Below are 13,624 nucleotides of genomic sequence, written 5' to 3'. Positions count from 1 at the left end.
TGCCGCGGCGCTCGCAGGCGCCGCGGAGATCTTCGATGACCGATACATGACCGCCGTGGCGCGTGCCCTCGGGTCCGCGCCACGTTCTCGCCGGAACTCAGAACCTCACGTTCAAGCTCAGTCGCACCGCCTGGTCCTTCTCATGGCTGGCGAACTGCCCCTGGTAGCTCGCATCCATCCACACGCGCGGGCTCCAGCGCCAGCTCAGGCCGCCATCGACGGTGGCGGCGTGCCTGGCGATCGGCAGGCCCTCCACGGTGAACGTGGTGCCGCCGGCAGCGAAACGCTCCTGCATGGACGACGCCGTCGCGCCCCAGGCCTGGCGCCAGCCGAGGCCCGCGTGCGCACGCACCGCACCCTGCGGATCCAGGCCGACATAGACGCGCGCGCCGAGCGTGGCGGTGGTCGTGTCGGTGGTCTTGCCTGCGATATCCAGTGCGGCGGCGGAACCCGTCTCCCGGATCGCATCGGAACGCAGGCGCAGGCGGGCCGCGTTGAGGTACGGCTCCAACGCGACCTGGCCGAACTCGAAGCGGTAGCCGCCCTCGACGAAGCCATGGGCCAGGCCGGCGTCGTAACGGGCGTCGGCGTCGCTGGAACCGCCCGCCGGGCCGAGCCGCCGCCTGCCGTCCACGCGCTCCCATGCGTAAGCCGCGCCGGCGCGGGCCTGCCACGCGCCCCATTGCGCGCCGCCATAGATGCCCAGGTGGGTGGCATGGACATCCGCATCGTCGCCACGGGCCGCGATGCGCAGCGATTGCTTGCCCGTGCCGGCGAACGCGCCGAGCTTCGCCACGTCGCCCACGGCAAGGTCCGCGCCGACCAGCAGGCCGCTGCTGTCCGCCGTCAGGCGCGATGCGTTGCCGTCGCCATCGATCTGGCCGGCGCGCCCCCAGACGGAGGTCCACGCCGTGGCATCGCCGCGGCTGGCAGACCGTTCGCTTGCGCCGTCCTGGCCGAGCAGGCGGCGGTTGATCGCATCGCGCACGTAGTAGCTGTCGTCCAGCAGCGCGGTGCGCGTGCTCGCGTGCAGCTCGCCCGACAGCGGGTCGTAGCTGGCGCGCGCATGCATGGCGTCCATGCCCAGGATCGCGTCGTACACCGCATAGCCGCGGCCCAGGCTGTCGATGCCGCCGGCGACTGCGCGCTGGTTCGGCGTCGCCGCGACGCTGGCCAGCGCGATGTCGTTGCGCTGCATGGTTAAGGTCACCGCATTCGTTGCGTAGCCGAGCATCGGCGTCAGGAACGCCAGATTGCTGCTCACGCTGTCGAACCGGCCGCTGACACCCTGGCTCGCGCTGAGCACGGTGTAGTCCGTACGCGGCGCGTAGCTGCCCGGCGATGCCAGCACGACCACGTTGCCGCCTTGAATGACGGCTTTGCCGCCCGCGGCGATCCGTTCGCCGGCGCCGTCCGGCTGCACTTCCAGCTGATAAGCAGAGCCCTTCTGGAATACCGCGTCACCCGCCACGTGCAGGGTGCCGATCGAATTGCCGGGAGCGACGGTGCCGGCGAGCGTCAGGCCGCCGACGGTGCCGATGCCGTGCAGCGTCGCGCCGGCGTTCACCGTCACCGCACCGCCCAGCGTCGCGCTGGCGTGATTGTCGTCGCCGACCACCAGCGTGCCTTCGCTGACCGCGGTGTCGCCGGTGAACGGGTTGGCGCCGTTGAAGACCAGCGTGCCGCCACCCTGCAATTGCAGATGCCCGTTCCCGCGTAGCGTGCCGTTGAAGACTCCATGATCGCCTTGCGCAAACACGAGCGTGGCATTGTCGACGATGTCGCCCTGCAGGCTGCGCGTGTCGCCTTGCAGCGTGCCGGCATGGAGCACCGTGCCGCCCGTGTAGGTGTTGGCGCCGGCCAGGACCAGCCTGCCAGCACCGCTCTTGCTCAGCGCGCCCGCGCCGCCGATCGCGCCGGAGACCGTGAGGTCGGCGTCGGTCTGCAGCGTGCCGCTGCCGGCCAGGGTGATCGCGCGCGCGGTGCTGAAGGACGCCGTGGTTTGCAAGATGCCGCCGCTGAGCGTGAGGCCGCCGGACGAGGCGCCCAGGTTGGCATCGCTGCCCGTGGAGACCGTGCCGCCGCCGATGACGGTACCGCCGTTGTAAGTGTTGTTGCCCGTCAGCACCAGCGTGCCGGCACCGGTCTTGGTCAGCATGCCGGCACCCGCGAGGGTTCCCGACGCAGTGAGATCGGCCTCGGTCTGCAAGGTGCCGTTGCCGGCCAGGCTTATCGAGCGCGCCGTCGCGAACGCGGCGGTGGTTTTCAGTGTGCCGCCGTTGAACGCAAGGCCGCCCGCTGCATCGCCAAGGTTGGCATCACTGCTTACCGTCACCGTGCCGCCGTTGATCGCGGTGCCGCCCGTGTAAGTGTTGTTGCCCGCCAGCACCAGCGTGCCCGCGTCGGTCTTGCTCAGGCCCGCGCTGCCGGCCAGTACGGCGCCCACGGTCGCGGTCATGCCCGCGCCCGCGCTGGAGCCATCGCCCACACGGATCACGGGTGCGCCGCCGTTGCCGCCGACCAATTCGATGCGGCCGCCGTTGACGGCATAACCATCGGCGACGAACTGCATGCCGGTGGCCTGCACCGCGCCCGCGCCGCCGTCCACCGTCACCGTGCCGGCCGTGCCGCCGAAGACGGCAAAGCCGGGCTGCGGCTGCATCGGCGCGTTCGGCACGCTGCCGATCGCGTCGGTCCACTGCGGCGAGGTCGCCGACCACGCGCCGCTGCCGCCGCCCATGCGCGCGGACGAGGCCTGTCCGTTCGCATTCCAGAAGTTGAGCGTGAAGCCCGTGGCGTCGACCAGGTTGATCTGCTTCTGTGCGTCGAGCTTCTGCCACACCAGCGTGTGGCCGGCCGGCGTGGCGCCGAGCGCGATGCCGCCGTTGGTTTCGCTCAGCGTGCCGCCGTAGGTGAACACGTTGTACAGGCCGGGCCCCATGCCGAGGTCGGTGACGTTGAGCGTGGCGCCGTCGAGCGAAAGGTTGCCGCCCACGCGCACGCTGTCGCCGACGCCCGCAGTATGCATATCCGTGCCGGGTGCGCCGAGCTCATAGTCCAGCACGCTGCCTTGGGCGAGATGGAGATCGCCATCGATGGCGAGCGTGCCGACCGAATGGCCCGGCGCGAGGTGCGCGCCGCCGAGGATGTCGACATTGCCGCCGATCTCGCCGTGCCCCCGCAGCGTGGCGCCGGCATCCACCGTCACGTTGCCGCCCAGCACTGCGCCGTTGCCGGCCACGCTGCCGACGACCAGCTCGCCACCGGCCACCGTGGTGCTGCCGCTGAAGCCGCGGCTGCTGCCATCGAGAGTCAGCGTGCCGCCGCTGTACGTCAACGCGCCGTTACCGGCGAGCGAACCGGCGAAGAGGTCCGCGCCGGCTCCCGTGATGCCCAGCGCCGTGCCGTCCAACGTCAACGTGCCCGCGCCACTGATCGATGCCAGCTCCTGGGTGGCGTTGCCGAGGTTCACTGCCGCACCGCCGGCGATCGTGAGCGGGCCGCTGCCGAGGTTGCCCGTATCGCTCACCGCGAGCACGCCGCTGTTCACGAGCGTGCCGCCGGTGTACGTGTTGAAGCCGCCCAGCGTCAGCGTGCCCGTACCTTGATGCACCAGGGTACCGGCGCCCTGGATGTCCCAGTCGGCGCTCGTCTGATCCGAATGGTTCCACACCAGCATGCCGTCGTTGCGCATGCCGCCGCCGAACAGGCGGATGGCGTCGGACGTGCCGCCGCTGCCGACCTGGAAGGTGGAACCCGCGTCGATGGCAATGCCCGCCAGGCCGCTCGACGTACCGCTGTCGAGCACGGTGCCGCCGCCGGCGACATTGAGGAAGCCTTCGCCGTAGAAGCCGCGCTGCAGTGCGAGCGTCTGGCCTGCGCCGACCGACAGCGTCGCCCAGCGGTTCATGGCGACGGCGGCGCCGATCGACGCGCTCGTGGCCACGTCGAGTTCGCCATCGAGCGAGAAGTTGCTGGTGGGTGCGATGGCGATGCCGCCGCCGACTTTCACGACGACATCGGAACCCACGTTCAATGAGGCCGTGCCCTGCACGATCAGATCGCGCACGGTCAGGTCCGTCGCCGTGCTTCCGTCGCCGATGCGCACCAGTCCATGCATCACCGTGAGCGAATCGACGCTCTGCGTGCCCGGCGCGCCGTTGAGTACGATCAGCCCACGCGAGCTGGCGGGATCCGCGTTCAACACCAGGCCACTGCCAGAGAGCTGACCGGTGAACGTGACCCGGTTGTTGAGGTAATTGAGCTGATTGCCGTTGGCGTTGATGGTGCCGCCGTTGGGGCGCACCACGATGTTGCCGCCGTAGGTTGCCGCGCTCGTATTGGTGAAGCTGAGCGCGCCGCCGTCGAACGTGACCGACGGACCAAGTTCCGCGCCCGTGGTGGAGGCCACCGACAGCACGCCGCCGTCCAGCAGCCAGCCGCCGGCGGTGGTATTGGTGCCGGTCACCGTCCAGGTCGACGAGCCGGTCTTGCGCAGCGAGCCGAAGCCGACGTATTGCGTGCCGCCGCCCGATGCGCTTGCCACGGCGCTGGAAAGGTCGAAGCTGCCGTCGGTGCTGCCGCCCAGCGCCAGCGTGTCGCCGCCTGCGCTGACCGCGTTGCCGGCCAGGCTCGATCCGGCTGCCAGCACCAGCGTGTTGCCGCCTCCGCTGAAGTGCACGGCGTCGGCTTGCGCGCCGGCTCCGTTGTCGCCGAAGCCGCCGGCAATGCTGCCCGCGTTGACGATCGTCGCGCCGCCGGTCGCGAGGACGCCGACGCCGCCCGCGCCGCCCGCACCACCGTTGCCGCCGACGATGCTGCCCGCATTGGTCGCGATGAACGACGCGCCCGCCAGGCCCGCGCCGCCTTTGCCGCCCGCGTTGTTGCCGGAACCGCCGGTCCCGCCGACGCCGCCCGCCAGCGTGCCCTGGTTGAGCAAGGTGAATCCTGAGCCGCCGATGCCGGTGCCGCCATCGCCGCCCGCGCCGCCATTGCCGCCGAATCCGCCGTGGCTTCCGCCATCGCCGCCGCGGCCGCCGGTCGCGCCGGCACCGGCTTGTACGGTGAGGTTGTATCCGTCGCCGACGATGCCGGCACCGCCCGTGCCGCCGTTGCCACCCGAGCCGACCGAGTTGCCGCTGTCGGCGCTACCGCCGTTGCCACCCACGCCACCGACGTAGAGATCGGCCGCCACCAGCGGCGGCATGGGCGGCGTCCCGAGGTACCAGCCCGCGTAGCCACCGCCGCCGCCACCGCCGCCGCCACCACCCCCGTTGCCGCCGGCGCCACCGGCACCGCCGGCCGCCCAACCCTGAAAGGCACCGCCGCCCGCACCGCCCGGATGGCTCACGGCGTAGGACGCGCCCCCGCCACCACCGCCGCTGCCGTTGCTGCCTGCGCTACCGGAAGCGCCCCAGCCGCTGTCGGCCGGATTGCCGCCCACGCCGCCGGCGCCGCCCGGCGCCGGTGCCGGTGCGCCGGGCTGGAGGGCCGCGCTGCCGCCGTCACCGCCATTGCCCCAGTTGCCGGCCGGCACACCGCGCGCGGTGCCCGTCGCGCCATCGCCGCCGGCCGCGCCGGTGACCGTGGCGGCCCAGGCCGGCACCGCGCCCGACACGGCGAGCGCGGCGCCGATCGCGAGCGCGATCGCCCGCGCTGCATGCCCTGCGCGGCGCGCTGGCGCCGGCGCGGCGACGCGGCCGGACGTACCGCCGCAGGCAAGTTCCGAGGCCACCTGCGGTATGCCAAGATGACCGTTGAAAACAACTCGATAGACGCGGTTCATTTGTGACGGATTCCCCATTTCAGCCGGCGCGGATTGTCGGAGTGGGGCGTCACACAAGCGTCACAGCGCACAAGGGGCGACAGGGGGCCCCGCGGACATGCCACACACAGAGCCAGGGACCCGCCTGTGGGTATTGGGCGGATGGCGCCTGGAGACCGACGGCGTGGCGACGGCCGGCCCGTCGTACCGCAAGGGCCGCGGACTGTTGGCCTACCTGGCGCTCGAAGAGGGTTGGCATGCGCGGGAGAAGCTCGGCGAATTGTTCGCGGTCGGCTCGGCCGGCTACCTGCGCCAGCTCGTGTCCAACCTGCGCGCCAGCCTCGACGAGGCCGGCCTCGCCGATGGCCTGGTAGCCGAACGCAACCTGCTGCGCCTGGATCCGGCCGCAGGCCTGTGGGTCGACGCGCGCGCTTTCCTCGCGGCGGCGGACGAACGGCTGACGCCCAGCGCCGACACAGCGACGGTGGCGCGGGTGGAACGCTGCGCCGCGCTGTATCGCGGCGAGTTCCTGCACGGCCTGTCCCTGCCCGATGGCCCGGAGTTCGAGGCCTGGATGGAGGTCCGCCGCCAGCACATGCTGCAACAGGCGCTCGTGCTGCTCGATCGCCTGCGTGTGCACCGCGAAGAGGCCGGCTTGCTCGACCGGGCGCTGGACCACGCCCGGCGCATCCTGGAACTGGACCCTTGGAACGAAGCCGCGCACCGGCACGTGATGCGGCTGCTCGCGCTGAGCGGCCGCACGCCGGCGGCGCTGGCGCACTACGAAACTTGCCGCTGGACGCTGGAGCGCGAACTGGGCCTGGCGCCTGAAGCCGAGACGCAGCGCCTGCACGCATTGATCCGTGGCGGCGAGCTGGCCACGGTCGCCGCGCCCGTGTGCGAGCCGCCGGTGAAGGCGATGGCCGAGCGGCGCTTGGCGACCCTGCTCTGCTGCGAGCTGGAAGTACCCGGCGAAGACGACGTGGACGCCATCGCCGAAGCGCTGGCGCAACCGCGCCTGCGCATCCAGTCGCTGCTGGCGGCGGCATCGGGACATCGCGTGGCGCTGCACGGCAACCGGCTGCTGGCTTGCTTCGGCGTACCGCTGGCACGGGAGAACGCGGCTCAGCAGGCGGTGCGCACGGCGCTGTCATTGATGGGCCAGCTGGATGGCGGCATCACCGCGCGGATCGGCATCCACACCGGCATCGTCATCACGCATGCCCAGTCCGACGAAGCGGATGCCGCGGGTGTCGCGTCCGGCCAGGCCATACGGCTGGCCGGACGCGCGGCGCGGGGCGAAGTCGTGGTCAGCGAGGCGACGCAGCACCTGGTGCGCGGCTATGTCCATCTGCGGCCGTGCGCCGGCGCGCATGACGCCGGCGTGGACGCCATGCCGGCGTTCCGCGTGGAGGGCGAGACCGGCGCGGACAATCGCCTGGATTCGGCATCCAGCCTCAGCCGGCTGGTGGGCCGCGAAGAGGAGCTGGCGGCGCTCTACGAACGGTGGCACGCGGTGGCACGGGGTGGCCGTTCCAGCCTGCTGATCCGCGGCGATGCCGGCATCGGCAAGTCTCGCCTTGCGCGCGGACTGCGCGAGCGCCTGGCCGGCGAATCCGTGCCCGCCTTCGAGCTGCGCTGCCTGCCGGAATTCAGCGACACGCCGCTGCATCCGCTGCGTGTCCTGTTCGCCACATGCGTCGGCCTGGACGACGGCGATGCGGCGCCGCAGCGGCTGGACAAAGTGGCCGGCTTTGTCCGCACGCAGCTCGCCGGGCGGCAGGTCGCTTCCCAGGAAGCGACGCTGCTGCTGGCCGATCTGCTGCATGCGGGCGACGCCGATGCGGACGGCGAACTCCAGCTCGCCCCGCTCAAGCGCCGCGAAAAGACCATGCGGCTGCTGCTCGACCTGCTCGACGGACTGGCCCGCGATCGTCCGGCCCTGCTGATCGTGGAGGACCTGCACTGGTGCGATCCGTCCACGCTGGACGTGCTGGCTGCGCATGCCAAGTCTTCGTCCATCGTGCCGATGCTCACGCTGCTTACCAGCCGTCCGGGCATCGCCTGGCCGCACGCGGACGCGGTGCTCGACCTGCCGCCGCTTTCCGACGCGCAGGCCATGGCGCTGGCGCAACAGCTCGCCACCGCACTGTCGGCGGAGGCGCTCGGGCGCATCGTGATGCGTTGCGACGGCATCCCGCTCTACGTCGAGGAAATGGCGCGCATGCACGCGCAGGCCGCGACCACCTCGCGCACGCCCGAGACCTCGCTCAGCCTGCAGGAACTGCTGGCGGCGCGCCTGGACAGCCGGGGCCACGACGCCAAGGCCACCGCACAGCTGGCCGCCGCGCTGGGCCGGGATTTCAGCCTGCCGCTGTTGCAGTGCCTGTCGCCGCTCGACCGCGCGCCGCTGAAGCGGGCCCTGGATGCGCTGGAGGAGAGCGGCCTGATCCTCGCCACGGGCTCGCACACCTACCAGTTCAAGCACGCGCTGATCCAGGATGCGGCGTATACGTCGCTGACCCGCGGCGGCCGGGCGGCCCATCACCGGCGCATCGCGCGGGCGCTCCAGTCGGAGTTCTCCGCGCTCGTGGAAAGCCAACCCGAAGTCCTCGCCCGCCACCTGGCGCTGGCGGGCGAAGCGGCCGCGGCGATCGCGCAATGGCTCGAAGCGGGCCGATGGGCGGCGCGGCGTTCGGCCGACCGCGAGGCGGCGCGCCACTTCGAGGCCGGCCTCGCGCTGTTGCCGCAGTTGTCCGATGAGCGCGAGCGCACCCGATGGGAACTGGCGCTGCAACTCGGGCTCGGCAGCGCGCACGTCGCCGTGCAGGGCTACGGCTCGCCGGAAGCCAGGCAGGCGTTCCTGCGCGCGGTGGCGCTGAGCCACGACATCGAAGACGACGCCGCTGCTTTCCCGGTGATCTTCGGCCTGTGGCAGGGCGGGTTCTCCGAACGCGTCACCGCCGCGCCGCTGGAACTGGTCGAGCGGCTGGATCGCATTGCCGGCACCACCGGCGATCCCTTCCATCGGCTGGTCGTCGATTACGCCTACGGCAACAACCTGTTCTGGCTCGGGCGCCACGCGGACGCCGCGCGCCATCTCGCCTCGGCGCTGGCCGCGCCGGCCGAGGTGCAAGGCGGGCAAGTCGTGGCGCGCTATGGCGAGGATGCGCGCAATCTCAGCCGCTGCTTCCTGGCCTGGACGCTCTGGTTCCAGGGACGCGCGGACGCGGCGCTCCGGCACATGGCCGCGGCCCTGGAGGAAGCGCGGCATCTCGGCCATTCGCACTCGCTCGCCTTCGCACTGACCTTCGCCGCACAGTTGCAGCGCCACCTCGGCGATGCAGAGAAAACCGAGCGCCTCACGCTCGAGCTCGCCCGGCTCGCCGACGAACATGCGATGTCGCTGTGGTCCGCCGTCGCCACCGGCACGCTGGGCTGGGCGCGCGCCGTTCGCGGCGACGACACGGCGCTGGCGGGCATCCGCGCCAGCATCGATGCAGCGCTGGTGGCCATGCCGCTGGCCGTGGTCACCTTCCGCTCGTTCCTCACCGATGCGCTGATCCGCCTGGGCCGCCACGCCGAAGCGTTGGCCTGCCTGGAGGACACCATCGCGCGCGCCGAGGCGTACGAGGACCGCTACATGCTCCCGGAATTCCTGCGCCAGCAGGCGGCCTGCACGGTGGCGCTGGATCCCTCGCATGGTGAGGAGGCACAGGCATTGCTGCTGCGCGCGCTCGCGCTGGCCCATACGCAAGGCGCGCTCATGCTGGAACTGCGCATCGCAGCCGACCTCTTCCTGCTGTCCGGCAGCCGCGACGCGCACGCCGCGCTTCAGTGCGCATTCGCCCGCTGCGAGACGGAGCGCGGCACGCCCGATCTGCTGCGTGCCGCCGGCCTGCTCGGCGGCCGCTGGCCGCCAGGCGACGGATCGGACGCACGGCCGGAAAGCGCGGGCCGGGGACCGGCCGTGCCCGCGTGAATGCGACCCTCGCAGCGGACGTCGTACCATCCGCGCCCATGAGTCCCCTCGCCCGCACCCGCCACCTCGCCCGTCGCCTGCTTTCCCGCCGCCGCGCCTCGAAGGCCGTGGAAGCGCTGCCGGCCTTCGCCGTACCGGCCGATGCCATCGAAGTGCTCGACGGCCCGGAAGCGTTCCGGTGCACCTTGCTCGAACTCATCGCGACGGCCCGGCGGCGCATCATCATCTGCGCGCTTTATTTGCAGGACGACGATGCCGGCCGCGAAGTGCTGGAGGCGCTGTACGCGGCGCGCGACCGTATGCCCGGGCTGCAGATCGAGGTCTACGTCGACTGGCATCGCGCGCGCCGTGGGCTGATCGGCAAGGGCAAGAGCGAGGGCAACGCGGCGATGTACCGCGATTACGCCGCGCGCCTCGGGCCGGGCGTGTCGATCTGGGGCGTGCCGGTGCAGAGCCGCGAGCTGTTCGGCGTGCTGCACCTGAAGGGCTTCGTGATCGACGACACCGTGCTGTACAGCGGCGCCAGCCTTAACGACGTGTACCTGGCCAGGCATGGCCGCTACCGGCTCGATCGCTACCACCTGATCCACGATGCGGCGCTGGCCGACAGCATGGCCGGCTTCGTGCACGAGTACCTGCGCGGCAGCGCCGCCGTGCGGCGACTCGACCAGCCGGCCCCGGCGACGCGCGAACTGCTGGCGGACATCCGTCAGCTGCGCCAGCAGCTGCAGACCGCGCGCTATGCGGTCCCGGCGGTCATGGCAGAGGCCGGTCGCGTGGCGGTGACGCCGCTGGCGGGCTTCGGCCGGAACGACAACCGCCTCAACGGCAGCCTGCTGGACCTGCTGCACGGCGCGCGCGAGCGGGTCGTCCTGCTGACGCCTTATTTCAATCTGCCCAGGCCGGTGCGCTCGGCGCTCGGGCAGCTGCTGCGCCGCGGTGTGCGCGTGGACATCATGGTCGGCGACAAGCAGGCGAACGATTTCTATATCCCGCCGGACCAGCCGTTCCGCAAGATCGGCCTGTTGCCCTACCTCTACGAAGCCAACCTGCGCCGCTTCGCGCGGGCGCACCAGGAACACATGGCGCGCGGCCAGCTCAACCTGTGGCTGTGGCGCCACGGCGAGAACAGCTATCACCTCAAAGGCCTGTTCGTCGACGACGACATCACCGTGCTCACCGGCAACAACCTCAATCCGCGCGCCTGGGCGCTGGACCTGGAGAACGGTTTGCTGCTGCGCGACCCGAAGCATCTCCTGACCGCGCGCCTGCGGGCCGAGTGGGACGCGCTGCGCCGGCACGCCACGCGACTGGCCGACTATCACGATCTGGAACCCTCGCGGCAGTACCCCGACGATGTACGCCGTCTGTTGCGACGGCTGAGCCGGGTACGCATGGATCGGTTGCTCAACCGCTTGTTGTAGCGCGGGATCGCGCGTTGCGCGGCTCGACTACGGAGTGCCGCCGGTCGTCATGCCGATCGTGCCCAGCCAGGTTTCGACCAGGGCCGGCCAGTGTGTGATCGGTTCCGCCGTCGGACGCAGGCCGAAGGCATGGCCGCCGTGTGCGTAGAGGTGCATCTCGGCGGGAACGTCCGCCTTTCTCAACGCGTTGTAATAGACGAGCGCCTGATTCACGCCGTCCACGTAGTCATCCTCCGCCTGAAGCAGGAACGTGGGCGGTGTGTCATGGGTGACCGGCAGATTGACGTTGAACCGATCGTCGTCCGTCGCGAGGTGGCCGGGATAGATGGCGATGGCGAAGTCGGGGCGGCTGCTTTCCTGGTCGACCGCATCGACGGGCGCGTACAGGCGGCGCTTGAACGTGGTGCTCGTTTCCGCCACCAGGAAGCCGCCCGCCGAGAAGCCGAGCACACCCACCTTATGCGGATCGACGTGCCATGCCGCCGCATGCGCGCGTATCAGCCGCAAGGCGCGCTGGGCGTCCTGCAGCGACGGCATCGACAACGCGTGGTTGTGCGGGCGGCAATCGCATGACCAGACGTAAGGCATGCTCGGAACGCGGTACTTGAGCAGGACGCAGGTGACGCCCTTGGCGGTCAGCCAATCGCAGACCTCCGTGCCTTCCAGGTCGATGGCCAGCCCCTGAAAGCCGCCGCCGGGGAACACGACGACCGCGGTCCCGGTGTTCTGCCCGGCAGGTGCGTAGACCGTCAGCGTCGGGCGCGACACGTTGGACACGCCGACGATCGGCCGTCCGCCAATGAGTTTTTCGCCGGTCTTCATGTACTCCGCACCTGGCACCGAACTGCTGCCGGGCGGCGTGCCGGGCCACAGCGGTACCTGCTCGTGTCCGGCGGAGGGTTGCCAGACGGGCGCATCCGCGCGCGCCCAGCTGCAGAGGAAAAGCAGGCACAACAACATCGGCGCGTAGAGCTTCATGGGCACGCTCCAGTGGATGCCCAAGAGGGAGATGGGCAGACGGGCTCATCCGGTTTCGGCTGATCCCAGGCACGAGGCGGTCACGTGAGAAGACATCCGTACGCCGGGACGACGAGCGCTCACCTTGGCAGGCCCGGGTGGCGAAGCGATGGACGAAAAGCTGAAGGGGCCGGCCGATTCCATGGCCAGGAACGGATATGGCCAGCCCCGCGGCGTGCCGGCAGTCCGGCCGCGCCATGCGCGCTTACAGCACCTCGATCGCCAGCGCGATGCCCTGCCCGCCGCCGATGCAGAGCGCCACGAGCCCGCGGCGCAACCCGTCCCGCCGCATCGAATGGATCAGCCGCGTGGTGAGGATGGCGCCCGTCGCGCCGATGGGATGGCCATGCGCGATCGCGCCGCCATCGACGTTGACCAGGTCCTCGGCCAGGCCGAGTTCGCCCATCACAGCCAATGGCACCGCCGCGAAGGCTTCATTGATCTCGACGCGCTCGACCTCGCCCAGCGACCAGCCCGCGCGCGCGAGCGCGATGCGCACGGCCGGCACCGGCCCGATGCCGAACATGCCGGGTTCGACCGCGGCGATGCCGTAGGCGACGAGGCGCGCGGACGGCGTGAGGCCGGCAGCTTCGGCGAAGCCACGCTCGGCGACCAGCATGGCCGAAGCGCCGCTGTTCACGCCCGGCGCATTGCCCGCGGTGATGGTGCCGTCGGGGCGGAACGCCGGGCGCAGCTTGGCCAGTACCTCGACGGTCGTATCGGGCCGCGGTTGCTCGTCGCGCGAGAACAGCAGCTTCTCCTTCTTGCGCCCTTCGACTTCCACGGCAACGAGTTCCGCGTCGAAGTGCCCGGCCGCCTGGGCGGCGGCGAAGCGCTGTTGCGAGCGCGCGGCCCAGCGATCCTGCGCTTCGCGCGAAAGGGCGAAGCGTGTGACGAGGTCTTCGGTGTGCCAGCCGGAATGCTCGCCCGAGAACGCATCGACCAGGCCGTCGCGCAGCATGCTGTCGTGGATCTCCGCGCTGCCCATGCGATAGCCCCAGCGCCCCTGGTCGAGCAGATAGGGCGCGCGCTCCATGCTCTCCATACCGCCAGCGACCGCGACGTCGGCAAGACCCAGCTGAATCTCCTGCGCGGCCGTCACGATCGCCTGCGCACCGGAGCCGCACACGCGGTTGACGGTCATGGCCGGCACGTCGACCGGCACGCCACCGCCGATGGCCGCCTGGCGCGCCGGGTTCATCCGGTTGCCGGCCTGGATCACGTTGCCCATCGTCACCGACGCGAGGCGTGCCGGGTCCAGGCCGCCGCGGCGCAGCGTCTCGCGCACGGCGATCGCGCCGAGCTCGGTCGCGGGCACGCTCTTGAGGGAACCGTTGAAGGCGCCGATGGGCGTTCTGACGGGGTGGCAAATTACGATGTCACGCGTAGTCATATCATCTCTCGCGGGATGCGGCCGGCGCGGCAGTGCGAGCGGCC

At 71.1% G+C, this 13,624-nt stretch carries 5 protein-coding genes; 2 read left to right on the top strand and 3 right to left on the bottom strand.

What is annotated here, in order from left to right; genetic code table 11:
* Positions 1-97: 97 nt before the first annotated feature.
* Positions 98-5,785: an autotransporter domain-containing protein gene (locus RKE25_RS02035; protein ID WP_311840604.1), complete on the bottom strand. Its 5,688-nt coding sequence runs from the start codon at positions 5,783-5,785 to the stop codon at positions 98-100.
* Positions 5,786-5,882: 97 nt separating this feature from the next.
* Between RKE25_RS02035 and RKE25_RS02030 the strand changes: the two genes are divergently transcribed.
* Positions 5,883-9,746 (top strand): AAA family ATPase, encoded by a 3,864-nt coding sequence (locus RKE25_RS02030; RefSeq protein WP_311840603.1) that lies wholly within the window; start codon positions 5,883-5,885, stop codon positions 9,744-9,746.
* A gap of 38 nt (positions 9,747-9,784) precedes the next feature.
* Positions 9,785-11,170 carry a CDP-diacylglycerol--serine O-phosphatidyltransferase gene (pssA, locus tag RKE25_RS02025; RefSeq protein ID WP_311840602.1) on the top strand — a complete coding sequence of 462 codons (1,386 nt, stop codon included), beginning with the start codon at positions 9,785-9,787 and terminating at the stop codon, positions 11,168-11,170.
* A gap of 27 nt (positions 11,171-11,197) precedes the next feature.
* Here the strand turns inward: pssA and RKE25_RS02020 are convergent, their stop codons facing one another.
* Both RKE25_RS02020 and RKE25_RS02015 read right to left on the bottom strand, forming a co-directional pair.
* Positions 11,198-12,130: an alpha/beta hydrolase gene (locus tag RKE25_RS02020; RefSeq protein WP_311842306.1), complete on the bottom strand. Its 933-nt coding sequence runs from the start codon at positions 12,128-12,130 to the stop codon at positions 11,198-11,200.
* A gap of 262 nt (positions 12,131-12,392) precedes the next feature.
* The gene (locus RKE25_RS02015) at positions 12,393-13,580 is read right to left on the bottom strand and encodes an acetyl-CoA C-acyltransferase (RefSeq protein ID WP_311840601.1); all 1,188 of its coding nucleotides are present in this window, start codon (positions 13,578-13,580) and stop codon (positions 12,393-12,395) included.
* Positions 13,581-13,624: the final 44 nt, after the last annotated feature.

The sequence above is a fragment of the Dyella sp. BiH032 genome, from assembly GCF_031954525.1.
Lineage (GTDB): Bacteria > Pseudomonadota > Gammaproteobacteria > Xanthomonadales > Rhodanobacteraceae > Dyella_D.
Note: the sequence above shows the minus strand (reverse complement) of the source record. Positions and strands in the feature narration are given on the sequence as shown.